The following is a 24258-nucleotide window of genomic DNA, read 5'->3' on the forward strand; positions in this document are numbered from 1 at the left end:
TGAATTGTTTTATATTCGCCTGAATTGAAAAAAGAAAACTCATTTGAGCCACTGTAAGAGAATTTACAGTGGCTTTTTCATGCTAGTTTTTTGTCTGCTATCATTACCAATGTTTACTTAGCAGCCCATTAATATGACGAAACGAAATAACAGAAGTGAGAAAAAATACTGAAAGGTGCTAAATGAGATGTTAGAATCCATTTTTAAGCAACCGAGTGAACTTTTGAAATGGGTAAGAACGTTGTCGTATTGGGCACCCAATGGGGTGACGAGGGCAAGGGTAAAATCGTCGACTTGCTGACTGAACGAGCTAAATATGTAGTTCGTTATCAGGGCGGCCATAATGCAGGCCATACACTAGTCATCAACGGTGAAAAAACCGTTCTCCATTTAATCCCATCTGGGATCTTACGTGAAAATGTCATTAGCATTATCGCAAATGGGGTCGTTTTAGCACCAGATGCTTTGATGAAAGAGATGAAAGAGCTTGAATCACGTGGGGTTCCTGTACGTGAACGCTTGCTTATTTCCGAAGCTTGTCCGTTGATCCTGCCTTATCATGTTGCATTGGATAATGCCCGCGAAAAGGCGCGCGGTGCTAAGGCAATTGGTACAACTGGCCGTGGTATTGGGCCTGCATACGAAGATAAAGTGGCTCGTCGTGGCCTGCGTGTGGGCGATCTGTTCGATAAAGAAACTTTCGCAGTTAAGCTGAAAGAAATCATCGATTACCATAACTTCCAATTGGTTAACTATTACAACGAACCTGCTGTTGATTATCAGAAAACGCTGGATGATATTCTGGCAGTTGCGGATATTCTGACTGGCATGGTAGTTGACGTTTCTGACCTGCTCTACAAAGCAACTCAGAAAGGTGAACTGGTAATGTTCGAAGGTGCGCAGGGTACATTGCTGGATATCGACCACGGTACTTATCCTTATGTAACCTCTTCCAATACTACCGCTGGTGGTGTTGCAACTGGTTCAGGTTTGGGTCCGCGTTACGTTGATTACGTATTAGGCATTATCAAAGCTTACTCCACCCGTGTTGGTGCAGGCCCATTCCCAACCGAATTATTTGATGAAACTGGTGAATATTTGCGCCAGAAAGGTCAGGAATTTGGTGCAACCACAGGGCGTAGTCGTCGTACTGGTTGGTTGGATATCGTTGCTATTCGTCGCGCTATCCAAATTAATTCCCTGTCCGGTTTCTGTATGACTAAACTGGACGTACTGGATGGTTTGAAAGAAGTGAAAATCTGCGTTGGTTATCGTAAGCCTGATGGTACTGTTATTGAGACTACGCCATTGGCCGCAGAAAACTGGGAAGGTCTGGAAGCGGTATATGAAACTCTGCCAGGTTGGGATGAAAGCACTTTCGGTGTTAAAGAGCACAGCCAGTTGCCAGCAACAGCATTAAACTATATCAAACGTGTTGAAGAGCTGACCGGCGTTCCTGTTGATATTATTTCTACTGGCCCAGATCGTTCTGAAACCATGATCCTGCGTGATCCATTTGATGCTTAATTGATGATTTTAAATCTTTAAAGTATCTATAACCGGGCTTTGTGCCCGGTTTAAGTTACTGGTAAGCCCACAATATGTACTACTTATCCCTGTCGTCTTGTTCTTCTCAAGTTAATGCCCCCTTTTCCAGTAGCAGCTTTGTATTTAGCAGTCGCTTCGCGAAAAAATATATATGAGTTTGTATTATTTGGTTTTGATTGGTTCCAACTTATACCTTTCGTCTTTCAAGTTGCCTCTTTGTTGGCTGCGCTCACTCACCCCGGCACATAGTTTTAGTGGATTGGCTACAGTCAATATAGCCTGATGTAACCAACGATGTGCGGCGTCTCTTTCTCGCCTAATGTGCCAGGCAGTAATTCCACCGCTGCATTCCAGTGTGGAAGAGCTAGGGCAATATGCCGCTTTAGCCCTAGTAATGATAAGTTTTTTTCGATTTCGTCATTTGCATCGGGTCGTAAGGCCAACATCACATGAGGACGTTGTAGCCATTGCTCTAGTGATAATTCCCCTTTGGTTGATAGCACCGTTTCCCTGCTAGCCTGACTAATCGCAAGATCAATCCCTGTTGCCCATTTGCGAACGTACCGTACTAGCGGGGGGAGTATGATCCGTGCGGCATAATCTGATAAGGAAAGCCGGAAACGCCTATGGGCTTGCGATGGGTCGAATTCAGAGGTACCTAGCAAACTGTTTAGGCTACCCAAGGCGTCATTGAGTGGTTGTATCAGCGCCTGGGCACGTATCGTCAAAGTCATTCGGCCGTTACGTCAATATAGGGTCATTGAAGTGTGTTCGAAGCTGTGCGAGTGCGTGGCTGATAGCTGGTTGGCTCTTATGTAATCGTAAAGAAGCTCGGGTGACATGTTTTTCTGTTAGTAAAGCATGCAATGTTAGTAGCAGGTTAAGGTCGATGCGGCGAAGTTCATCCATACGGCGAATAATTAACATATATAAGTGATTTTCATCAAGTTACCAGATGAACGATGATTCGGATATCGTCATTAGTGCGTTTTTGTAAAGGAGTAATATATGCAGCATGACTGCGATTTCTGCTCTTCTTTCTGCACTTATTTTCTAAGTTCAATTTTTCTAAGTTCAATCCAGATTAGGAGGGTAAACTCAGACTCGTGCAATCACCGAAGAGGAACAGCACAAGTTGATTTCCATTTTCAACTTAAACCGTGCGGATTTGCTCCAGCAAATCCGCCTGGCAGGACGAACACCTGAAGTTCACTGTGGAGGCTATTTATCAATTTCGGAAGTGGATGTGGCTCCTTATCCCAAAGTGTATGATATGAGGGCAATAACGCCTGAAACTCAAATAGCTGTATTGAATAAATTTGGCCGGCTGCATGTAAACTCTGCGGATAGCGGGGCGGGTATTGATGAGGTAATGACCGTAGTTTCGGGTGGTCCGTTAACTTGGTTCTTCGTATTACCTGATGGTGTGGTTGTACGTTTGACTGTTGATTACGTTGGCTTAGACGATTTGGCTGTGCGTCTCAGTTATCCAGGATTGGGTATTCACGGTGGTTTCTTGATTGCAGAGCAAGGCTTACTTGTCGCATATGAACATGGCCCGGAAATTTTTGTAATGCGTTATGTTGATCCCAGCGTATCTCATTCAGAGTTGCTTGGGACTAATCCCTGGATTGATTTTTCAGGAGACAGGCCGAAGTTGTTTGATAAAGTAAAATAAATTGATATTTAGATAAGCTGCTGGTGAGCTAAAATACTCATCAGCTTCTTGTAACGATTGCCCTTGATTTTTTTTCTGACAAAGTCGTATAGCTTCGAATTTATCACTTGCCACAAAAAGTTATGTTTACTGTCTGATTTTGTGTTTTGAGGAGATAGAAGGAAAAGGGAGCAGCTCGTTTTGCTTAATTTTTAAAATACCCACATAATGTGACCAGCTAATGATAAACCAATAATATCTGTTTGTTTGGTTATCAATAACCCCCCGTTATATTCAGCCACCCAGAGGTAAGTGTGCAGTTAACCAGTTTTACCGATTATGGCTTGCGTGCCCTGATTTATATGGCTTCTTTACCAGAAGGCCAGATGACAAACATTACTGAGGTAACAGAAGTTTACGGTGTCTCACGTAATCATATGGTAAAAATAATTAATCAACTGAGTAACTTAGGGCTAGTTAATGCTGTTAGGGGGAAAAATGGCGGTATTAGTCTGGGTAAGGCCGCCAGCGAGATTAAAATCGGTGATGTGGTTCGTGCATTAGAACCACTTGGATTAGTTAACTGTAGTAGTTGCCATATTACACCTGCTTGTCGTTTAAAATTAGTATTGAATCAGGCGGTAGAAAAATTTTTGGCAGAATTGAATCAATATACTTTGGCCGATATGGTCGAAGACAATCGTCCCCTTTATAAATTGTTGCTGACAAAATGAAGCAAGAAATGAAATATGGGGATAAACAGCTTACTGATGACAACAGAGGAATTGCGATGTCAAAAGATCCTTTTCAGGAACGAGAGGCTGAAAAATACGAATCTCCTATCCCAAGTCGGGAATATATCTTGGATATCCTTTCTAAACACACCACTCCGGTAAGTCGTCAGGAATTAGCACAAGAACTTCAGTTGACCAGCGCAGATGCGCAGGAAGCGTTGCGTCGCCGTTTGCGGGCAATGGAGCGTGATGGACAATTAGTTTTCACTCGCCGCCAGTGTTATGCGTTGCCAGAAAGATTGGACTTATTGAAGGGTACAGTGATTGGTCATCGTGATGGCTACGGTTTTCTGCGAGTGGAGGGTCACAAAGAAGATTTTTATCTGTCGGCAGAGCAGATGAAGATGGCGATCCATGGCGATGTTGTACTGGCACAACCTTTGCGTCCGGATCGTAAAGGTCGGGTTGAAGTTCGTATTGTAAGAGTGTTGGAGCCAAAGGACAGCCAAATTGTTGGACGGTATTTTATTGATGCCGGCATGGGATTCGTTGTTCCTGATGATAGCCGTCTGTGTTTCGATATCTTGATCCCTAAAGAGGAGATCTGTGGGGCAAGAATGGGCAATGTCGTCGTTGTGGAATTGACGAATCGCCCGACTCGCCGTACTAAAGCCATTGGCAAAATTGTTGAAGTACTCGGCGAAACGATGGGAACGAGCATGGCAGTTGATATTGCTCTCCGAACCCATGAAATCCCTTATAACTGGCCGCCAACGGTGGAAAAACAGGTCGCTGATCTGGATGAAAATGTACCGGAATCGGCTAAGCAAGGGCGAGTTGATTTACGAGAATTACCATTAGTTACAATCGATGGTGAAGATGCCCGTGATTTCGATGATGCGGTTTATTGCGAAAGAAAACGGGGCGGTGGCTGGCGGTTATGGGTAGCGATTGCAGACGTCAGTTATTATGTGCGCCCACAAACCCCTTTGGATACCGAAGCACGCAGCCGTGGTAACTCAGTTTATTTTCCATCGCAAGTTGTGCCAATGCTGCCGGAAGTTCTGTCGAATGGATTGTGTTCACTTAACCCGGAAGTTGATCGCCTGTGTATGGTGTGCGAAATGACGGTTTCCGCCCAAGGAAGACTCTCTTCATACAAGTTTTACGAAGCTGTAATGAATTCTCATGCTCGTTTGACTTACACCAAAGTATGGAAAATCTTGCAGGGTGATCAAGAGCTGCGTGAGCATTACAAACCATTGGTAAAGCATATTGAGCATTTACATGAACTTTATCAGGCATTGGATAAGTCGCGTGACGAGCGTGGCGCTATTTCGTTTGAATCTGAAGAAGCAAAGTTTATCTTCAATGCAGAACGCCGTATTGAGCGTATTGAGCCGGTAGCACGTAACGATGCTCACAAACTCATTGAAGAGTGCATGATCCTGGCGAATATTGCGGCAGCCCGTTTTGTTGAAAAGCATCGTGAACCCGCTTTGTATCGTATTCATGACCGACCGAAAGAAGAAAGTATTCTGAATTTACGCTCAGTCTTTAATGAGTTGGGACTGAGTCTATTGGGAGGCATGACACCAGAGCCAAAAGACTATGCTCAATTGATGAAAATAGTCGCTGAACGACCTGATCATGAACTATTGCAGACGATGTTGTTGCGCTCTATGAAACAGGCCATCTATGATCCGGAAAATCGTGGGCATTTTGGTCTTGCTCTGCGTTCTTATGCGCATTTTACATCGCCGATCCGCCGTTATCCTGATTTGGCATTGCATCGTGCGATCAAATACCTGTTGGCACAAGAGAAGGGTACTGTTGAGCAGCATTGGACACCAACGGGTGGCTGGCACAACGATATGGAGCAGATGCTGCAATTGGGTGACCACTGTTCAATGACTGAACGTCGTGCCGATGAAGCGACAAGAGATGTAGCAGACTGGCTGAAATGTGATTTCATGCAAGATCAGGTAGGTAATATTTTCACCGGTCTGATTACCAGTGTGACTGGCTTTGGTTTCTTTGTCAGACTGCATGATCTTTTCATTGATGGTTTGGTGCATGTTTCAACATTGGATAATGACTATTACCGATATGATAATGTCGGCCAGCGTCTGATAGGTGAATCTTCCGGGCAGACTTACCGGCTCGGTGATGAAGTGGAAATTCGTGTAGAAGCGGTTCACATGGATGAGCGCAAGATTGACTTTATCCTGCTTTCTACCACCCGCAAGGCTCGTAATAAAGGTAAGACTGCAAGAGATAAGGCGAAAAAAGGGGCTTCTGAACGTAAAAATGCTAAAAAAGGGCGAGATTATAAAAAATTAGCCGATTTCGAGTCAGATCGTGTTTTCCGTCAAGACAGTGAGTTCCGTAAGAAGAAAAAAACGGAACAAGACAAATCAAACAATAAATCAGGCAAGAAGAAAAAAGTTTCAGACAAAACCAAAAAGATCACGGCAAAATTGAAAGCAAAACGCGCGAAAAAAACGCGCGAAAATAGCTGACAGCCAAATAGCTAACAACTACAGATAATCAGGGGCGGTTTCTGCCGCCTTCTATTTTTTAGGTATCATCCAGTCATGAGTGAAATTATCTACGGTATTCATGCCGTTAAAGCCTTATTGGAGCGTGATCCACAGCGCTTCATGGAAGTTTATGTATTGAAAGGGCGCGAAGATCGCCGTTTAACTCCGTTGTTACAGGACGTGGAAAACATCGGTATTTCAGTTCAATTGGCTAACCGTCAATGGTTGGATGCGCAGACAGAAAACGCGGTACACCAGGGTATTATTGCTAAGGTTAAGCTTGGAAGACAATATCAGGAGAATGACTTACCTGATTTGTTAGCTCAATGGGAGCGTCCTTTCTTGTTGGTGTTGGATGGTGTTACCGATCCGCATAATTTGGGAGCTTGCTTGCGTACTGCCGATGCGGCAGGAGTTGATGCAGTCATTGTTCCTCGTGATCGTTCCGCTCAATTGAACGCAACCGTGAAAAAAGTTGCCTGTGGTGCGGCAGAAAGTGTTCCGCTGATCTGTGTCACGAACCTTGCCCGTACTCTGCGTTTACTACAAGAAAATAATGTTTGGATTGTAGGAACGGCGGGGGAAGCCACGCATTCTTTGTATCAGAGCAAGCTGACAGGCTCGATGGCTCTGATTATGGGGGCTGAGGGGGAAGGTATGCGTCGATTGACCCGTGAACATTGTGATGAACTGATCAGTATTCCGATGGCGGGTTCTGTCTCTTCCCTGAATGTATCGGTGGCAACAGGAGTTTGTCTATTTGAAATTGTGCGTCAGAGAAGCGCCCAATAGTTGCTTGAGTTTTTTTTATTGTGCGGGTATAGTGACGCGTCGATTTTTCAGCCGTACTTAACACGTTCCTTGCCTCCATGGGCCACGGCTGACCCTGACAGGAGGCTGAATAATCCGTAAGGAGCAATAATAATGCGTCATTACGAAATCGTTTTTATGGTCCATCCTGACCAAAGCGAACAGGTTCCGGGCATGATCGAGCGTTACAGTGCGACTATCACTAACGCGCAAGGTCAGATTCACCGTCTGGAAGACTGGGGCCGTCGTCAACTGGCTTATCCAATCAACAAACTGCACAAGGCTCACTACGTTCTGATGAACGTTGAAGCGCCACAAGAAGCGATTGATGAGCTGGAAACTAACTTCCGCTTCAACGATGCCGTTATCCGCAGCATGGTTATGCGCGTTAAGCACGCAATAACTGAACCATCACCAATGGTTAAGGCTAAAGACGAACGTCGTAGCCGTGACCTGGTCTTGGAAGAAGACCTGGTTGATGATGTTGATGAAGCTGGGGATTCTGAAGAGTAATCACCGTGACAACCAATCGTTTGGTGCTTTCCGGCACAGTGTGCAAAGCACCGATACGAAGAGTCAGTCCATCCGGTATTCCTCATTGTCAGTTTGTGCTTGAACATCGCTCACAGCAACAGGAAGCCGGATTAAACAGGCAATCATGGTGCAGAATGCCCATTATTGCCAGTGGACAGTTGTTACAGGAATATACTCACAGTATAACGGTCGGCAGTCGAATAACCGTTTCAGGATTCATTAACTCCCACCATGGGCGCAATGGTCTTAACAAACTGGTTCTTCATGCCGAGCAGATTGAATTGATAGATTCTGGAGACTAGCCAAATGGCACGTTATTTCCGTCGTCGCAAGTTCTGCCGTTTCACAGCGGAAGGCGTACAAGAGATTGATTATAAAGACATTGCTACGCTGAAAAACTACATTACTGAAAGTGGTAAAATTGTACCTAGCCGCATCACTGGCACTCGTGCAAAATATCAGCGCCAGCTCGCTCGTGCTATCAAGCGTGCGCGCTACCTGTCTTTGTTGCCTTACACTGATCGTCATCAGTAATAGGCACAGTCCATTCACGACTTTGAGAGGATAAGGTAATGCAAGTTATTCTGCTTGATAAAGTAGCAAACCTAGGTAGTCTGGGTGACCAAGTTAGCGTTAAATCGGGTTATGCCCGTAACTTCTTAGTTCCACAGGGCAAAGCTGTTCCTGCAACTAAGAAAAACATCGAATTCTTCGAAGCTCGCCGTGCTGAACTGGAAGCTAAACTGGCTGACATTCTGGCAGCAGCACAAGCTCGTGCAGAGCAAATCAGTGCACTGGGCTCTGTCACTATCGTTTCTAAAGCGGGTGACGAAGGTAAATTGTTCGGTTCTATCGGTACTCGTGACATCGCTGATGCAATTACTGCGGCTGGTGTTGCTGTATCTAAGAGCGAAGTTCGCCTGTCTAACGGCGTTCTGCGTACTGTTGGTGAGCACGAAGTTCACTTCCAGGTACACAGCGATGTATTCGCACAGTTGAACGTTAACATCGTTCCAGAAGCTTAATCTCTGATTAGCGACAGAACATGTGAACAAAAAACGCTGGCAATGCCAGCGTTTTTTGTTAGTTATAAATCAAAAGATGTTTTACAAGAGTAAAACTCTTTTTAAATCCCTTCACGCGTTTACCCATCCAGACAGGGCTGTTATGCTTGAGTCTTTATTCATTTAATAACAGGTAATTTCATGACAAAACCTTCTTTTGAATCTATTGAGGCGCGGGCAAGCTACGGTATTGGTTTGCAGGTTGGACAACAATTGCAGGAATCTGGTTTGCAGGGATTGGAGCCAGAAGCTCTGCTGGCAGGTTTGTGTGATGCATTGGAAGACCGTGCTCCGGTTCTTCCTGTGGAAGAACTGCATCGTGCTCTGCGTGAAATACATGAACGTGCTGATAGCGTTCGTCGTGAACGTCAGCAGACGATGGCAGAAGAAGGCAAAAAGTTCTTGGCAGAAAACGCACAGCGTGAAGGTGTAAACAGCACAGAATCTGGTTTGCAATTCTCTGTTCTGACTCAGGGTGATGGCACAATCCCTGCCCGCAGTGATCGTGTCCGTGTTCACTACACCGGTCGTCTGATTGACGGCACTGTGTTTGATAGCTCTGTACAGCGTGGGACACCAGCAGAATTCCCTGTCAGCGGTGTAATTCCAGGTTGGATTGAAGCACTGACTCTGATGCCTGTTGGTTCCAAGTGGGAGCTCTATATTCCGCATAACCTAGCTTATGGTGAGCGTGGTGCCGGTGCTTCCATTCCTCCTTACAGCACATTGATCTTTGAAGTCGAACTACTTGAGATTCTGTAATTCTAATCAATAAAATAGCTGGTTTGCCGGCTATTTTATTTTAGAAAATGCAGAGGTGTATGATGTTACAACAGATCTGCCAATTGGCACGGGAAGCGGGAACAGCAATCATGGCGGTTTATCATGATGAGCAACCGCTGCAAGTAAAACATAAAACGGATGATTCACCTGTTACCGCGGCGGATTTTGCCGCCCACGAGATCATTAAAGCGGGTTTGATGCGTATTTCGCCTGATATTCCGTTGCTGTCAGAAGAAGATCCACCAACATGGGATGAGCGGAAAAATTGGCAGCGTTATTGGCTGGTGGATCCGCTGGATGGAACAAAAGAGTTTATTAACCGAAATGGTGAATTTACCGTTAATATTGCACTGATTGAGGATGGTGTACCCGTAATGGGGGTGGTTTATGTTCCCGCATATGATGTTCTTTATTCAGGGCAGAAACGTCAGGCGTGGAAAGAAACGAGTGGGCAGAAATTTCCCATTAAAGTTGTTGCCGCAATGCCACCCACTGTTGTAGTTAGTCGTTCGCATATGGATGATGAACTAAAAGATTATCTTACTCAATTAGGTACGCATCAGACGTTGTCAGTCGGATCTTCACTTAAATTTTGTATGGTGGCTGAAGGAAAAGCTCAACTTTATCCTCGCTTCGGACCAACGAATATTTGGGATACTGCCGCAGGTCATGCTGTTGCAATCGCCGCGGGCGCACATGTAACAGATTGGGCAGGTAAAACACTAAGTTATGTACCGCGTGAATCTTTTTTGAATCCGGGGTTCAGAGTGACGATTTTTTAAAGTGATACGAATCGTAGCTCAATTTTAACACTACCGTTTTAATACCATCATAATAGCTAAAGTGATAATGGTTCCTGTCACGAAACCATTATCACCAGCTCAATATGATAGAAAAATATGAAGATAATTAATTTTTCAGTTCTTCTTTGATCAAAGTAAGAACATGTGCGATCTCATCATGATTTAATTTGCCATCTTTGACAAATTTCACATTACCATGCTTATCCAGCACAATGATTGCTGAACTTTTGGGTTCCAGTCCCCATGCTTTTTTGGCAACACCATTACTATCGACAATAAATTGTGACCATGGAAACTCTTTTTTACTGTCTTCAAGGCTACTGCGGACGAAAGCACTGGTGCCAAAAATAGCATCATCGGTATTTACAAGACTGGTGGTTTGATATTGATCCTTCGGAAGGCCAGCCGCTTTCAAGGCTTGAATGAGGGGATCATTCATCTCTTTGGCTGAGCTGCGCCCGGCAATATGCTGGATAGTTCTTACTTTCCCTGGAAGTTCTGCACTGCTCCATTCCTGATAGCTAAACTTATTGTCGTTAAGAAGTAGTTCACCTTTATCTGTTACGATGACAGTGGGAACGGGTTTTTCGACAGTAATATTATGGGCAAACGCAGATATTGAAGCTAAGCCCAATATTAAAGGTAACATTATGTTTTTTAGCATTTTTATTCCTTATTTGGCATGATGTGGCATGTTATCAGGGTGCATCACATTCAGCATAGCGCTTGTTGACTGGTCTGTCCTTACAAAACACAACAATTTGGTAACATTCAAAATAAAATATAAGGTAATCTTCAGCCAATATAACATAATGCTCTATTTTTTCATCATGTTACGTAAAAGTAGTGATTGAACCTTTAATGTTGGGGAACAAATTGCCGGATATAGAGTCTATACATCGTACTACACAGCAGTGATGTGTCTGATTACACAATGCAGTAAACAACAATGAAGTAAACAACGTAGTAAAATAGTATCGTAAGAAGCACGGAGGAATAAAAAGAGATGAAAATCTTTCGCCACTATAATCCACTAAAAATTGCTCTCTACATAAAAACCCTATTCCGTGGGCGGTTGTACATTAAGGATATGGGTGCTTTTGAATTTAATTATGGGAAAATTTTACCTCCAAGGATAAAAGATAAACGTCATTTCCATGTAATGAGTGAAGTTAACCAGCACGTGTTGCTCCTACAGGCTGAAATGGGATAGCTTTCTGTAACAGCTAACTTACTGATTATATATGCTTATATGTCATGATTGACGCAACATAATGAGTGTAATAAACGGCCTCTCGGCCGTTTTTTGTAGGGGTAGTTTTTCTAATGACAGTTTTTCTTTGAGTTTATTACTCAGATACTGCCTGCTCAGCAGGGTCTGAACTGGAAGGAGATGGTGTATCCACAATTTTGGTTACCAGTAATTGATCAATTTTGTAGTTATCAATATCTACTACTTCAAATTTGTAACCTTCAAATTTCACATAATCTGTGCGTTTTGGGATCTTCCGCAAACGGAACATCATAAACCCGGCAATCGTTTCATAATTGCTGGAATCGGGGAAATCATCAATATCCAGAACCCGAAGCACATCCTCAATAGGTGTGCCACCTTCTACTAGCCATGAATTTTCATCGCGGACAACGATCTGTTCTTCCTGCCCCTGACCAATTAGATCTCCCATTAAAGTCGTCATGACGTCATTCAAAGTTATCACACCCATCACCAGTGCGTACTCATTGAGAATGATGGCAAAATCCTCGCCGGCAGCTTTGAAACTTTCCAGAGTGTCAGACAACGAGAGAGTATCAGGGATCATCAGAGTATTACGGATTTGAACACCATTTTTTAAGCTGAGGTTCTGCCCATTTAAAACGCGGTTCAGTAAATCTTTGGAGTCTACATAACCAAGGACATGATCAATATCACCATCGCAAACAAGGAACTTTGAGTGTGGATGGGTAGAGATCTTTTCTTTGATACTGTTTTCGTCTTCATTTTTGTCAAAATAAACCACGCTTTCACGGGACGTCATGGCAGAAGGAACGGTACGGGACTCCAGTTCGAAAACATTTTCGATCAACTCATGTTCTTGTTTACGTAATACTCCAGCGACGGCTCCCGCTTCAACCACAGCATAAATATCATCAGAGGTGATATCTTCATTGCGTGCCATCGGGATTTTGAAGACTTTGAATATGCAGTCAGCGAGTCCATTGAACAACCAGACTAATGGACGACATACTGCCAAACAAAAACGCATTGGATTAACAATCCTGATTGCAACAGCTTCGGGTTTAATCATTCCAAGGCGTTTAGGGGTCAAGTCAGCAAGTAAAATAAAGAAGCTGGTTACGATAGTGAAAGAACAGATAAAGCCAAGTTGTTCTGCCCATTCATAAGGTATAAATTTGAGCAATAATGATTTAATGGCAGGAGAAAAAGCGGATTCTCCGACAACACCTGCGAGGATGGCTACTGCATTCAGGCCAATCTGTACGACAGTAAAAAACATGCCTGGCGTTTCTTGTAATTTGAGAACATGAGCTGCATTGATATTTCCCTCGTTAGCCATCAGTTTTAATTTAATTCTTCTTGAAGCGGCGAGAGAAATTTCTGATAACGAAAAAAATGCGCTAATCGCACAAAGCAAGAGTATGACTAATAAACTATTTAACATAAAGTATCCGTTTCTTATCTCCAGTGGCAGGGTAGTTTTTTATTTGAATAACACTGGAGGAAGATATGAAAAATTACACAAATAATATCTTACGGCACATTGCCGTAAGACAAATGAATTTAGTCCGATAATTATAACTTAGGTTTATTAAATCGGCTAGTTTCAGGACAGAGGTGGAAAACAGATGCCTGTACCACCTAATCCACAATATCCTTCAGGATTTTTCATCAGATATTGCTGGTGATAATCTTCTGCAAAATAGAATGGTCCGGCTTCACGGATCTCTGTGGTAATTGTGCGCTTATCGTCATTATCATCCATTGCTTGCTGGTATTGCTCGCGACTGGAGAGTGCCTGCGCATATTGTTCAGGAGAAACCGTGTAAAGGGCTGAGCGATATTGTGTACCGATATCACCTTGTTGACGCATGCCTTGTGCAGGATCGTGGTTTTCCCAGAACAACTTCAATAATTGCCCATAGGTGATTTTGGTCGGGTCAAATACAATTTTGACGATTTCGGTATGTCCGGTTAACCCTGAACAGACTTCCTCGTAGGTCGGATTTGGAGTAGTGCCTCCACTGTAACCAACAGATGTGGTATACACGCCTTCCTGCTGCCAGAAAAGACGTTCGACACCCCAGAAGCATCCCATGCCTATATAAGCAATTTCCATATTATCAGGTATGTTATTTATCGCATGCTGTGTAACGTAGTGATAGGGTGATACAGTTAATGGTATTTCTCGGCCTGGTAATGCATTCTGTTCAGAAACATGTTGGCTTTCGTTGACTGAATTTGGCAAGATTCTCTCCCGTTTGTCATCTATTTTATGGTTATGAGTTGCTTGTATATCTTTCAAACTTTACCAGAATTAATCCATGGCAGTATTCTTTTATGCTGCTGAATCTTACCCCTAAGTAAATATTAGGAGTTCGCGTGTCACGATACCTTTTCATATTTATTTTTTGTGTGTCTATCGCAGCTCCATCGGCTTATAGTGCAAATTTACGATTGAAAGTGGAAGGACTTTCTGGCGAACTGGATAAAAATGCCAGAGTGCAGCTCTCAAGCATTAGTACTGATGAAGTTTTTCCTGATGGACGTTTTCGAGCCCGTGTCGAAAAAGCCATACGAAAAGGGTTAAGACCATTGGGGTATTATGATCCCACCATTGAATTCACTTATCAGGAAAATACTCCGCCTTCCCGTTCTGTTTTGACGGCAAAAGTCACACCAGGTGAACCAGTGCAGGTCGCTGAAGTTAAGGTTGATTTAGAGGGGGGAGCTAAAACCGATCAGGATTATGCCGCACTTATCAAAAAAAATACGCCGAAGAAAGGGACGATTCTAAATCATGGTGAGTATGAGAACTTTAAGAATGGGTTAAATAATCTGGCGCTCAGGAAGGGATATTTTGATGCCGAGATAAAAAAAAGTGAACTGGGAGTATCCCGGGAACGGCATGAATCCTTCTGGGATTTTGATTTTGATAGTGGAGAGCGCTATCGCTTTGGCCCTGTTAAGTTTCAAGGCTCACAAATTCAAGAAAGTTACCTGAATAATCTTGTGCCATTTAGAGAAGGGGATTATTACTCTTCGGAAGAACTGGCAGAATTTAACCACCGTCTGGCAGATACCGGATGGTTCAACTCGGCGGTTGTCGTGCCTGATTTTACGGCGGGGCGCAATAGTAAAGATAAAATATTGCCACTGGATGCTTCTTTGGTTCCCCGTTCTGCCAATTATGTTGAGTTGGGAGGAGGATATGCAACAGATGTTGGTCCTCGTATTCAGGCAAAATGGAAAAAGCCGTGGCTCAATTCGCGTGGGCACAGTTTGAGTACCAGCATCAATATTTCCGGACGTGATCAATTGATTGATGCGTCTTATAAAATGCCACTTAAGGCTAATCCACTTGAACAATATTATGAGTTACAAACGGGTTATAAGCGTAAAAATATCAACGATACCATCTCGGATACTGCAACTTTAAACCTTTCCCGCAACTGGGATCTCTCCACAGGGTGGCGATATAGTGTCAATCTGCGCTGGAGCCTCAGCCACTTTACTCAGGCTAATGTAACGAATACAACGACATTGCTTTATCCGGGAGCGAATATAAGCCGAATTCGTCAGCGTGGCGGTACTATGCCTTATTGGGGAGACAGTCAGCGTTATTCAATTGATGTTTCTGATACGACCTGGCGATCAAATGTGGATTTTCTGGTCTTACAGGCTCACCACGTTTGGATCAGAACGTTCCGTGATAAACATCGTTTTGTTTTACGGGGAGATCTTGGTTGGATAGAAACCAATCAATTCGAGAAAGTGCCGCCTGATTTGCGTTTTTTTGCCGGGGGGGATAGAAGTATCCGTGGTTATAAGTACCAGAAAATTTCCCCTAAAGATAGTAACGGTAAATTAACCGGGGCGTCAAAGTTGGTCATTGGTTCGCTGGAATATCAATACAATATCTATGGTAATTGGTGGAGTGCATTGTTTGTGGATACTGGCGAAGCAGTGAATGATATCAAGAAGAGTAATTTTAAAACAGGTGCAGGTTTAGGTATACGTTGGGCTTCCCCTGTTGGGCCGATTAAATTCGATCTGGCAACCCCTGTGAAAGATAAAAATAATCATGGCATTCAATTTTATATCGGTTTAGGGGCTGAACTATGAGGTGGGCAAAAAGGCTTAGCATTGCTTTCCTATTGATTGTTGGTCTGTTGTTGATAATGATTGCGGGATTAGTTGGTACACGAATTGGCCTGCATTTTATGATTAACAGTGCGACACGCTTAGTTCCAGGGCTGGAGATAGCAGATATCAGTGGCGGTTGGCGCGATTTAACATTACAAGGTATCAAATATAAGATGCCGGGTGTTGATGTTAATGCAGACAAGATACACCTTTCGTTGCGGCTCTCTTGTTTGAAACACAGTCATGTTTGTGTCAGTGCTCTGACGACGGAAGGGGTATCTGTTTTGCTCAATACGACAGAATTTCCGCCATCAGAAAGCCCGTCAGAATCAGAGCCATTAACTGAACTGCAAACACCGTATCCTATTTCGTTGGATCTGCTTTCTTTAAAGAATACCCATGTCAAAGTAGATGATACAGTCATTGATTTAGACGAGTTCAAAGCGGGTGCTCAGTGGCAGGAAAAACATCTGACGCTAAAACCCATACAAGTCAATCAGCTATTGGTTGCATTGCCGAAAACACCTCCTGAACATACTGCACAGAAAATTCAGCAGAAAGCTGAACCAGAAGAATCATTGGGAGAGGTTTTAAAGACACTGTTTTCTAAACCACTATTGGCTGAATTGCCTAATGTTCCTATTCCCCTTGATATTACGGTAGAAAATATTCACGGCCGCCAGCTTCGTCTGACGGGAGATACCGCTATCACTCTCAATGATCTGAAACTGCAAGCCAGTAATCAGGGGCAGCAGGTAGATATCAAAACCTTTAGCGTCAGTGCACCGGAAGGCTCTCTTACGATACAGGGAACGGCAAAACTGTCCGAACAGTGGCCAGTCAACTTATCAGTTAAGGGCAATACCACGCTGGATGAACTAAACGGGCAACAGGTTGAGGCAAAACTGAACGGTGCTTTATTACAGCAGCTTAATCTGGCATTGAATCTTTCAGGGCCAGTGAATGCTAATTTGGATGCTCAGGTCGAATTAGCTAAAGCGGGCCTGCCTGTACGCCTGACATTGGCAGGTAAACGGTTACAGTGGCCATTGACGGGTAAATCTGAATATCAGCTAAATGATGTCAAATTACGTCTGAATGGTAAAGCCAGTGGTTATGATCTTTCCCTGCGTTCTGATATTAAGGGTGAAGAACTTCCACCGGCATTATTGATGTTGGATGCAAAGGGAAATGAAGAACTGCTCAGATTAACTCGGTTGCGCCTATCTGCATTGCAGGGTAATGCGGATCTCACTGGTGTAGTTGACTGGAGCAAAGCCATTAGCTGGAACGCGCTGTTGACGTTTAATGGCATTGATACTGCTAAACAGTGGCCAGAATGGCCTGCCAAAATAGATGGCAAGGTGGCAGTACGTGGCAGTTTATATGGTGGCAGTTGGCAGCTCCAGCTGCCTGAAATATCCCTTGGTGGTTATGTAAAACAGAATACCATCAAAGCACATGGTAAAGTTTCCGGCAATGCGGCCGGACAATGGGATATTCCCCACTTTAACTTCATTTTTGGCCGTAACACGCTGGATATTAAAGGGTATCTTACCGATGAAAAATGGAATTTGGATGGTGATATCAATGCTCCACAACTAAATGGCTTGCTGCCGGGATTGTCCGGAGTGGTTGTCGGTGATGTGAAGCTGCGTGGCAATATGAAAGCACCGCAAGTTGTGGCAGATTTAAATGCACATGGTGTGGGTTGGCAGAATATGCTGAGGGTGGATAGCGCGGTTATTAAAGGAAATGTGCGTTCTACTGACCAGATTGAAGGGCAATTATCGGTTGTTATTCGTCAATTGAAGCAATCGGATCTGATTATCAGTAACTTGATGCTCAATGCCAAAGGAACAGAAAAACAGCATGATTTACAATTGCAGGTGGATGGGAGTCCCGTATCAGGTAAGCTGGCGCTCAATGGTAGTTTTGACCGTAAACAAGAACGTTGGAAAGGCAATATCAACAATACCCACTTTGAGACTCCAGTTGGTGAGTGGCGCTTAAGTAAGGCGATAACCATTGATTACCAGAATTTGCAGCAAAAAGTGATCGTTGGCACTCATTGTTGGTTGAATCCGAATGCTCAACTTTGTATTCCGAAACCGATTGAAGCTGGCACCAGTGGGCAGGCTGATATTGTGTTTGAGCGTTTTGATCTTGCCATGATCCAGCCATTCCTGGATAAAACAACCCAACTTAAAGGCGTATTTAGTGGGAGTGCTAATGTTAAATGGACAGCAGGGCATCAATTACCACAAGCGAACGTGACTCTGCAAGGAAACGGTGTCCAGATTTGGCAGGTTGTGGAGGGCACCACGTTACCTGTTGATTTTGAGACATTGACTTTGAATGCTGGTTTGACAAATGGTAAGGCGGATTTATCGTGGTTATTTAAACTGGCAGATAATGGACAACTGAATGGCCATATTCAAATCAATGACTTAGAAGGCCGTCGTAAATTAACGGGTAATGTAGATATCCAGTCCCTTTCTCTGAAGTTGATGAAACCGATTCTGGATAAAGATGAAAAAGCTGAAGGGAATTTAAATGCGAACTTGCGCCTTGGCGGTAATGCTAAGAATCCGTTGTTATTTGGCATGTTGAAAGCAGATGTTTTTCAGGTCAGTAGCCATTGGCTGCCGTTTGATATCAACCAAAGTCAGGTAGCAGTTCATTTTGATGGTGTTCGTTCCGATCTGGATGGTGTGATCAAAACTCCGCAAGGGCAACTTAATCTTCATGGTAATGCGGATTGGCGCAATCTGGACGCATGGTATGCCAGAGTGACAGCGTATGGTGAAAAACTGCGTGTGACAGTACCACCAATGGTAAAAATTGATGTACGCCCTGATCTGGTTTTTGAAGCGATGCCCCAATTATTGAAACTCAATGGCAATGTGGATATTCCGTGGGCGCGCATTACTGTACAGGAATTACCAGAGTCTGCGGTGGATGTTTCTCCTGACGAAGTGATGCTGGATAAAAATCTACAGCCGGTAGAAAAGAAAAAATCTTCCATCTTGATCCAAAGTAATTTAAATATTCACGTAGGTGATGATGTCCGCTTGAGTGCATTTGGTTTGAACGCTCAGTTGAAAGGAGACCTGAACGTCATTCAGGATCAGCAGGGATTGGGGCTGAACGGTCAAATTGATATTCCTGATGGTCGCTTTCGCGCTTATGGGCAGGATTTACAGGTACGTAAAGGAATTATTCTGTTCTCTGGTCCACCGGATCAACCCATGTTGAATATTGAAGCGATCCGTAACCCCGAATCGACAGCGAATAATGTTATTGCTGGTGTGAAAGTGATGGGGTTGGCAGATAAACCTAAGATTGAAATTTTCTCTGAGCCAGTCAAATCGCAAGAGGAAGCGTTGTCTTACCTGTTGAGTGGTGAAGGCTTAGAGAAGGGAGGGGCTGATAGCTCCCAGATGACTTCTGTGTTGATTGGTTTGGGCGTCGCACAGAGCGGTCGATTGGTGGGCAAAATTGGTGAGACTTTTGGTGTTTCTGATCTGGCCCTGAATACACAGGGAATTGGTAACAAATCGCAGGTTGTTGTGAGTGGCAAGATTACCAACGACTTACAGGTAAAATATGGTGTTGGTATTTTTGACTCTCTGGCAACTCTGACGTTACGTTATCGTGTGATGCCTAGATTGTATCTGGAAGCAGTATCTGGTATTGATAAAGCTTTGGATCTGCTCTATGAGTTTGAGTTTTAAAGATGCGAGTTATTGTTTATGGCAGCCTGAGGCGCAAACAAGGTAATCACCACTGGATGACCTATGCTCAACTTTTGGGGGAGCATAGGTTGGAAGGTTATGAAATCTACGATCTGGGGCATTATCCAGCGGTGATCCGTGGCGAAGGAACAATTGAATGTGAGGTTTATCGCATTACGTCATCCATTTTGACTGAACTGGATGATTTGAAAAAGAATACTCAGGAATATCAAAGGGAATTGGTCAAAACCTCTTATGGCAGCGCATGGATCTATTTATACATGTTATCTGTTGAGGGGGTGCCTAGAATAGAAAGCGGTGACTGGCTGAAGCGTTACGAAGAGAGATAAAAATCAGTGGTGTTACTGTTTTTATATCATTTTTGACAAATTAACCAATATAACCAAATAAAAAAACCTCTGTGCCAATAAATAAAAGTACAGAGGTTATTATATAATCAGAACTTGCTGTTATCCGAGAAGATTATTTTTTCGCAGCGCGTTCGAAAGAAGATTGGATTTCCGCTTTAGCGGCTTCGACGTTCTCCCAACCATCAACTTTTACCCACTTACCTTTTTCCAGATCTTTGTAGTGTTCAAAGAAATGTGTAATTTGAGCACGCAGCAGCTCTGGCAGATCGTTTACATCTTTGATGTGATCGTATTCTTTAGTCAGCTTAGAATGAGGAACAGCAACCAGTTTAGCGTCTTCACCGGATTCGTCGGTCATTTTCAGAACACCAACTGGGCGGCAGCGAATAACAGAGCCTGGCTGCAATGGGTATGGAGTTGGAACCAGTACGTCAACAGGATCGCCATCAAGAGACAGGGTATTGTTGATATAACCGTAGTTGCATGGATAGAACATGGAGGTCGCCATGAAACGGTCTACAAACAGGGCGCCAGATTCTTTGTCCACTTCATATTTGATTGGGTCGGCGTTTGCAGGGATCTCAATAATAACGTAGATGTCTTCTGGCAGTTCTTTACCCGCCGGTACATTGTTCAGGCTCATAAAAGGTTTCCTTCAATTTCAAACCAAAATGGAGTGCGAGGTATTATAGCCAAAACAGGCCTAAAGTAATTCCATTTTTCTGTATTATGCCTGTACTCCTATGGGTTAATGGTGGTAGAGGATTCCTGTCCAAAAATTATTCATGATTTGTGCTATGGTTTCTGACTGCTCTGCTGGTCATTGCCTTACTATGTCGTCGAATAGAAAGAGGCGAAACTTCGCCTCTTCTTACAACCAATTAATCAACCAGTTGATTTATATTACTCATCCGGAAACTCAGCCATAAAACTTTCGGCTTTTTCTACCATAGATTTAGTTCCGACGAAGAAAGGCACTCGTTGATGCAGCTTGCTTGGTACGATATCTAAAATCCGGTTGACGCCATCACTGGCTTTGCCGCCAGCTTGTTCAGCCAGGAAAGCAATCGGGTTGCACTCATATAGTAGACGGAGTTTGCCTGTCGGGTGACTTGCTGTACTTGGGTAGATATAGATACCGCCTTTCAACAGGTTGCGGTGGAAGTCGGCAACTAGTGAGCCAATATAACGGGTAGTGTAAGGGCGTTGAGTTGCTTCGTCTTGTTCCTGGCAATACTTGATGTACTTTTTCACGCCCAGAGGGAATTTGATGTAGTTCCCTTCGTTAATCGAGTACATATTACCTTTTGCCGGGAACTGGACTTTCTCATGGGTCAGACAGAATACACCAAGGGAAGGGTCGTAAGTGAAAGTATGAACACCATAGCCAGTGGTGTAAACCAACATGGTGGACGAACCGTAAACCACATAACCCGCTGCAACCTGACGATGACCCGGTTGCAGGAAGTCTTCTTCGGTAACGGGCTGCCCAACTGGCGTAATTCGATGGTAAATGGAGAAAATAGTCCCAACGGAAACGTTTACATCAATATTTGAAGAACCATCCAATGGATCCATCAAAACAACATACTTCGCATTTTCTGCCCGATCACCATCAAAGATGACGATCTCGTCTTCTTCTTCGGAAGCAATACCAGCTACTTCACCGCGTGCTTTCAATGCTGCTTTGAGCTTTTCATTGGCATACAAGTCCAGTTTCATCTGCACTTCACCCTGAACATTTGAAACACCGCTGGTGCCTAAAATATCTACCAGACCGGCTTTATTTATGTCCCGATGAATGATTTTGGCACCCAGTTTAATGGCAGAAAGTAGTGCGGTCAGTTCACCCGTAGCATGAGGAAAGTCGTGCTGTTTCTCGACGATGAATTCGCCTAATGTTTTCATGACGAAGGCCCTGATTTGGTTATGATTTTAAAATCGTGCTCCACGTTGGGGTAGCACTTAAGTGCGGGCAGTTTAGCTAAAGAATAAAATGATTGATAGGCTATTGCATTTCTAATCTGTGATTTGATGGTTAGAATAGTGATACACTTCATGATATCGGATAGAAATAAATGCGTATTCATATTCTTGGCATCTGCGGTACTTTCATGGGAGGGCTGGCGATACTCGCCCGTTCATTAGGTCACGAAGTTATCGGCTCTGACGCCAATGTGTATCCTCCCATGAGTACTCTGTTGAAAAATCAGGGTATTGAACTGATCCAAGGATACGATCCTTCCCAACTCGCTCCTGTGCCAGATATGGTGATCATCGGTAACGCTATGACACGTGGTAATCCTTGTGTTGAGGCGGTTCTGGATCGCGGTATTCCTTATACATCCGGCCCACAGTGGTTACATGATCATGTTTTACCAGAGCGTTGGGTTTTGGCTGTTGCAGGAACACATGGCAAAACAACAACAGCGGGTATGCTGGCGTGGATCTTGGAAGCCTGTGGCTATAAACCGGGATTTCTGATTGGTGGTGTGCCGGGCAATTTTGATGTTTCAGCACAGATTGGTGAAAGCCCGTTTTTCGTGATTGAAGCGGATGAATATGACAGTGCTTTCTTTGATAAACGTTCAAAGTTTGTTCATTATAGCCCTCGTACACTCATCATGAATAATCTTGAATTCGATCATGCTGATATTTTCGAAAATCTGGCTGCCATCCAAAAGCAATTTCACCATCTTGTCAGAATCGTACCGGGCTTGGGTAAAATCCTTGTACCTGATAATGACGTAAATCTGAAACAAGTACTTGGAATGGGATGCTGGAGTGAGTTGGAACACCTCGGGGAAACAGGGGTTTGGCACGTCCAAAAAAACACTCAGGACAGCAGTACTTATCAGGTATACCATCATGGTGAATTAGTGGGTGAAGTTAACTGGTCATTGGTGGGGGAACACAATATGCATAATGGCTTGATGGCTATTGCAGCAGCTCACCATGTAGGAATTCAGCCTAATGATGCCTGTCAGGTATTAGGTGACTTTATCAATGCTCGTCGCCGACTGGAATTGCTTGGCAGAGTGAATGATATCTCGGTTTATGATGACTTTGCCCATCATCCAACGGCAATTTTGGCGACACTGGAAGCGTTGAGAAGCAAAGCGGGTAGTATGGCGCGCATTCTTGCAGTGCTGGAACCACGTTCAAATACCATGAAATTGGGTATGAGCAAAAATGATATTGCTCCTTCCTTGGGTCGTGCGGATGAAGTTTTTCTGTTTCAACCTGGTAATATCCAGTGGCAGGTTGCTGAAATTGCGGAACAATGTGTTCAACCTGTTAGCTGGAGTACGGATATTGACACGTTAGTACGCATGATTGTGGAGGCAGCCCAGCCGGGTGACCACATACTGATCATGAGTAATGGCGGTTTTGGTGGTATTCATGAGAAATTATTGGCGGCGTTGAATAAGAAAGCACACGCTGCTTAATTGATCATAAACGTTGAATTAAGAGGATCGCAATGAGCAGCGTTCCTCTTGTACAGAACCTATGGCACAATTTTCTCTGGCAAAATGGTATGTAGTGATGCCGTGTTTTTAAATGGTTTTACAGGCGGTTGATTTACAGTTCTTGCTCAAACAGATTGAGGATAGCCTCATAGAGCTGCTTGGTTGTAAGGGCTTGTGTCGGTGTAGAAAAAACAGTGTCATCTCCTGCAATACTGCCAAGGATCCCTTCTGCTTTTCCTAATGAATCCAATAAACGCGCGATCAACTGTGCTGCGCCAGGACTGGTACGAATGACAACTACGGAATGGTTATAATCAACATCTAATACCAGATTTTTCAATGGGCTGGTGGCCGTGGGGACACCTAATTCTGCTGGCAGACAGTAGACCATTTCCATTTTTGCATTACGGGTTCTGACAGCGCCAAATTTTGTCAGCATTCTGGAAACTTTAGATTGGTTAATGTTTTCAAAACCGTCTTCTTGGAGTGCTGCAACTATCTCGCCTTGAGAACTGAATTTTTCTTCTTTTAATAATGCTTTGAAAGCTTTTACCAAATCTTCCTGTTTCGAAGGAATTCGCATATTTCACCATCGTTAAATCCACTTATGAAGCCAATATTATGCAAAAAGTGAATTTTTATGCAAGGAAGAGAAGAACAAACCCAATAGATCGAATATTTACGTTATTGAGCCTGGTAAATGTATTGTTAATAAAATGGCATTATTCAGGTAAAGGAGAAAGACAAGTTAATCAACAGAGTAATTAATAAGATAATAGGAATAATTCCTAAAAAAGTGCCTGTTATCTCATTCACAGACA

Annotated in this window: 24 protein-coding genes; 16 read left to right on the top strand and 8 right to left on the bottom strand. The window is 43.6% G+C overall.

Annotated elements, in window-relative coordinates; translation table 11 throughout:
- Positions 1–228 precede the first annotated feature (228 nt).
- Positions 229–1527 (top strand): adenylosuccinate synthase, encoded by a 1299-nt coding sequence (locus Xbud_RS00685; RefSeq protein ID WP_099134263.1) that lies wholly within the window; start codon positions 229–231, stop codon positions 1525–1527.
- Positions 1528–1817: 290 nt separating this feature from the next.
- Here the strand turns inward: Xbud_RS00685 and Xbud_RS20300 are convergent, their stop codons facing one another.
- Positions 1818–2282, bottom strand: coding sequence for a type 2 periplasmic-binding domain-containing protein (locus Xbud_RS20300; protein ID WP_244589827.1), 465 nt, complete (start codon positions 2280–2282; stop codon positions 1818–1820).
- 7 nt (positions 2283–2289) lie between these two features.
- Positions 2290–2475, bottom strand: a complete 186-nt coding sequence (locus Xbud_RS20305; RefSeq protein WP_339353600.1) for a helix-turn-helix domain-containing protein — start codon at positions 2473–2475, stop codon at positions 2290–2292.
- Between the two features lie 208 nt (positions 2476–2683).
- Between Xbud_RS20305 and Xbud_RS00695 the strand changes: the two genes are divergently transcribed.
- From Xbud_RS00695 to cysQ, 10 genes are all read left to right on the top strand, one after another.
- Positions 2684–3226, top strand: coding sequence for a hypothetical protein (locus Xbud_RS00695; RefSeq protein ID WP_099134264.1), 543 nt, complete (start codon positions 2684–2686; stop codon positions 3224–3226).
- Between the two features lie 293 nt (positions 3227–3519).
- Positions 3520–3939 (top strand): nitric oxide-sensing transcriptional repressor NsrR, encoded by a 420-nt coding sequence (gene nsrR, locus Xbud_RS00700; RefSeq protein WP_099134265.1) that lies wholly within the window; start codon positions 3520–3522, stop codon positions 3937–3939.
- Positions 3940–3995: 56 nt separating this feature from the next.
- On the top strand, positions 3996–6461 hold the full coding sequence (gene rnr / locus Xbud_RS00705) for a ribonuclease R (RefSeq protein WP_099134600.1): 2466 nt from the start codon (positions 3996–3998) through the stop codon (positions 6459–6461).
- A 75-nt stretch (positions 6462–6536) separates the two neighbouring features.
- Positions 6537–7274, top strand: coding sequence for a 23S rRNA (guanosine(2251)-2'-O)-methyltransferase RlmB (gene rlmB / locus Xbud_RS00710; protein WP_099134266.1), 738 nt, complete (start codon positions 6537–6539; stop codon positions 7272–7274).
- A gap of 132 nt (positions 7275–7406) precedes the next feature.
- Complete coding sequence (gene rpsF, locus Xbud_RS00715) at positions 7407–7805, top strand: 30S ribosomal protein S6 (RefSeq protein ID WP_038261402.1); 399 nt, start codon at positions 7407–7409, stop codon at positions 7803–7805.
- A 5-nt stretch (positions 7806–7810) separates the two neighbouring features.
- Positions 7811–8128: a primosomal replication protein N gene (gene priB, locus Xbud_RS00720; protein ID WP_099134267.1), complete on the top strand. Its 318-nt coding sequence runs from the start codon at positions 7811–7813 to the stop codon at positions 8126–8128.
- 4 nt (positions 8129–8132) lie between these two features.
- On the top strand, positions 8133–8360 hold the full coding sequence (gene rpsR / locus Xbud_RS00725) for a 30S ribosomal protein S18 (RefSeq protein WP_000135199.1): 228 nt from the start codon (positions 8133–8135) through the stop codon (positions 8358–8360).
- 38 nt (positions 8361–8398) lie between these two features.
- Entirely contained in the window at positions 8399–8851 is a 453-nt protein-coding gene (gene rplI / locus Xbud_RS00730; RefSeq protein ID WP_099134268.1) for a 50S ribosomal protein L9, read from the top strand.
- Between the two features lie 180 nt (positions 8852–9031).
- Positions 9032–9652 carry a BamJ family beta-barrel-assembly machinery protein gene (bamJ, locus tag Xbud_RS00735; RefSeq protein ID WP_099134269.1) on the top strand — a complete coding sequence of 207 codons (621 nt, stop codon included), beginning with the start codon at positions 9032–9034 and terminating at the stop codon, positions 9650–9652.
- A 62-nt stretch (positions 9653–9714) separates the two neighbouring features.
- Positions 9715–10455: a 3'(2'),5'-bisphosphate nucleotidase CysQ gene (gene cysQ, locus Xbud_RS00740; protein WP_169923015.1), complete on the top strand. Its 741-nt coding sequence runs from the start codon at positions 9715–9717 to the stop codon at positions 10453–10455.
- 127 nt (positions 10456–10582) lie between these two features.
- On the opposite strand, the gene Xbud_RS00745 is transcribed toward cysQ, so the two are convergent.
- Positions 10583–11140: a YtfJ family protein gene (locus Xbud_RS00745; RefSeq protein WP_099134271.1), complete on the bottom strand. Its 558-nt coding sequence runs from the start codon at positions 11138–11140 to the stop codon at positions 10583–10585.
- A 342-nt stretch (positions 11141–11482) separates the two neighbouring features.
- Between Xbud_RS00745 and Xbud_RS00750 the strand changes: the two genes are divergently transcribed.
- The gene (locus tag Xbud_RS00750) at positions 11483–11689 is read left to right on the top strand and encodes a DUF1107 domain-containing protein (RefSeq protein ID WP_099134272.1); all 207 of its coding nucleotides are present in this window, start codon (positions 11483–11485) and stop codon (positions 11687–11689) included.
- Positions 11690–11825: 136 nt separating this feature from the next.
- Here the strand turns inward: Xbud_RS00750 and paeA are convergent, their stop codons facing one another.
- Both paeA and msrA read right to left on the bottom strand, forming a co-directional pair.
- Complete coding sequence (gene paeA, locus Xbud_RS00755) at positions 11826–13157, bottom strand: polyamine export protein PaeA (RefSeq protein WP_099134273.1); 1332 nt, start codon at positions 13155–13157, stop codon at positions 11826–11828.
- Positions 13158–13319: 162 nt separating this feature from the next.
- Positions 13320–13961 carry a peptide-methionine (S)-S-oxide reductase MsrA gene (msrA, locus tag Xbud_RS00760; RefSeq protein WP_099134601.1) on the bottom strand — a complete coding sequence of 214 codons (642 nt, stop codon included), beginning with the start codon at positions 13959–13961 and terminating at the stop codon, positions 13320–13322.
- 134 nt (positions 13962–14095) lie between these two features.
- On the opposite strand from msrA, the gene tamA reads away from it, so the two are divergent.
- The 3 genes from tamA to Xbud_RS00775 are packed head-to-tail and all read left to right on the top strand — an operon-like array spanning position 14096 to position 19946.
- A complete protein-coding gene (tamA, locus tag Xbud_RS00765) occupies positions 14096–15838 on the top strand; it encodes an autotransporter assembly complex protein TamA (RefSeq protein ID WP_099134274.1) in 1743 nt (580 codons plus the stop codon).
- Positions 15835–19596, top strand: a complete 3762-nt coding sequence (gene tamB, locus Xbud_RS00770; RefSeq protein WP_099134275.1) for an autotransporter assembly complex protein TamB — start codon at positions 15835–15837, stop codon at positions 19594–19596. Before tamA ends, tamB begins: the two co-directional genes overlap by 4 nt.
- 2 nt (positions 19597–19598) lie before the next feature.
- Positions 19599–19946 carry a gamma-glutamylcyclotransferase family protein gene (locus Xbud_RS00775; RefSeq protein WP_099134276.1) on the top strand — a complete coding sequence of 116 codons (348 nt, stop codon included), beginning with the start codon at positions 19599–19601 and terminating at the stop codon, positions 19944–19946.
- Between the two features lie 133 nt (positions 19947–20079).
- Here the strand turns inward: Xbud_RS00775 and ppa are convergent, their stop codons facing one another.
- Both ppa and fbp read right to left on the bottom strand, forming a co-directional pair.
- Positions 20080–20610 carry an inorganic diphosphatase gene (gene ppa, locus Xbud_RS00780; protein ID WP_099134277.1) on the bottom strand — a complete coding sequence of 177 codons (531 nt, stop codon included), beginning with the start codon at positions 20608–20610 and terminating at the stop codon, positions 20080–20082.
- 260 nt (positions 20611–20870) lie between these two features.
- Positions 20871–21875: a class 1 fructose-bisphosphatase gene (gene fbp, locus Xbud_RS00785; protein ID WP_099134278.1), complete on the bottom strand. Its 1005-nt coding sequence runs from the start codon at positions 21873–21875 to the stop codon at positions 20871–20873.
- Positions 21876–22045: 170 nt separating this feature from the next.
- On the opposite strand from fbp, the gene mpl reads away from it, so the two are divergent.
- Positions 22046–23416: a UDP-N-acetylmuramate:L-alanyl-gamma-D-glutamyl-meso-diaminopimelate ligase gene (gene mpl / locus Xbud_RS00790; protein ID WP_099134279.1), complete on the top strand. Its 1371-nt coding sequence runs from the start codon at positions 22046–22048 to the stop codon at positions 23414–23416.
- Between the two features lie 133 nt (positions 23417–23549).
- On the opposite strand, the gene argR is transcribed toward mpl, so the two are convergent.
- Positions 23550–24020, bottom strand: a complete 471-nt coding sequence (gene argR / locus Xbud_RS00795; protein ID WP_099134280.1) for a transcriptional regulator ArgR — start codon at positions 24018–24020, stop codon at positions 23550–23552.
- Positions 24021–24258 lie beyond the last annotated feature (238 nt).

The organism is Xenorhabdus budapestensis, from assembly GCF_002632465.1.
Taxonomy (GTDB): Bacteria; Pseudomonadota; Gammaproteobacteria; order Enterobacterales; family Enterobacteriaceae; genus Xenorhabdus; species Xenorhabdus budapestensis.

Bases quoted from the DNA above. Each gene is read 5' to 3' on its own strand.
- rplI (WP_099134268.1), top strand. From the start codon at position 8,399: ATGCAAGTTATTCTGCTTGATAAAGTAGCAAACCTAGGTAGTCTGGGT.
- tamB (WP_099134275.1), top strand. From the start codon at position 15,835: ATGAGGTGGGCAAAAAGGCTTAGCATTGCTTTCCTATTGATTGTTGGT.
- rpsR (WP_000135199.1), top strand. From the start codon at position 8,133: ATGGCACGTTATTTCCGTCGTCGCAAGTTCTGCCGTTTCACAGCGGAA.
- Xbud_RS00745 (WP_099134271.1), bottom strand. From the start codon at position 11,140: ATGCTAAAAAACATAATGTTACCTTTAATATTGGGCTTAGCTTCAATA.
- ppa (WP_099134277.1), bottom strand. From the start codon at position 20,610: ATGAGCCTGAACAATGTACCGGCGGGTAAAGAACTGCCAGAAGACATC.
- rnr (WP_099134600.1), top strand. From the start codon at position 3,996: ATGTCAAAAGATCCTTTTCAGGAACGAGAGGCTGAAAAATACGAATCT.
- bamJ (WP_099134269.1), top strand. From the start codon at position 9,032: ATGACAAAACCTTCTTTTGAATCTATTGAGGCGCGGGCAAGCTACGGT.
- Xbud_RS20305 (WP_339353600.1), bottom strand. From the start codon at position 2,475: ATGTTAATTATTCGCCGTATGGATGAACTTCGCCGCATCGACCTTAAC.
- Xbud_RS20300 (WP_244589827.1), bottom strand. From the start codon at position 2,282: ATGACTTTGACGATACGTGCCCAGGCGCTGATACAACCACTCAATGAC.
- mpl (WP_099134279.1), top strand. From the start codon at position 22,046: ATGCGTATTCATATTCTTGGCATCTGCGGTACTTTCATGGGAGGGCTG.
- rlmB (WP_099134266.1), top strand. From the start codon at position 6,537: ATGAGTGAAATTATCTACGGTATTCATGCCGTTAAAGCCTTATTGGAG.
- fbp (WP_099134278.1), bottom strand. From the start codon at position 21,875: ATGAAAACATTAGGCGAATTCATCGTCGAGAAACAGCACGACTTTCCT.
- paeA (WP_099134273.1), bottom strand. From the start codon at position 13,157: ATGTTAAATAGTTTATTAGTCATACTCTTGCTTTGTGCGATTAGCGCA.
- argR (WP_099134280.1), bottom strand. From the start codon at position 24,020: ATGCGAATTCCTTCGAAACAGGAAGATTTGGTAAAAGCTTTCAAAGCA.
- rpsF (WP_038261402.1), top strand. From the start codon at position 7,407: ATGCGTCATTACGAAATCGTTTTTATGGTCCATCCTGACCAAAGCGAA.
- cysQ (WP_169923015.1), top strand. From the start codon at position 9,715: ATGTTACAACAGATCTGCCAATTGGCACGGGAAGCGGGAACAGCAATC.
- Xbud_RS00775 (WP_099134276.1), top strand. From the start codon at position 19,599: ATGCGAGTTATTGTTTATGGCAGCCTGAGGCGCAAACAAGGTAATCAC.
- Xbud_RS00750 (WP_099134272.1), top strand. From the start codon at position 11,483: ATGAAAATCTTTCGCCACTATAATCCACTAAAAATTGCTCTCTACATA.
- Xbud_RS00685 (WP_099134263.1), top strand. From the start codon at position 229: ATGGGTAAGAACGTTGTCGTATTGGGCACCCAATGGGGTGACGAGGGC.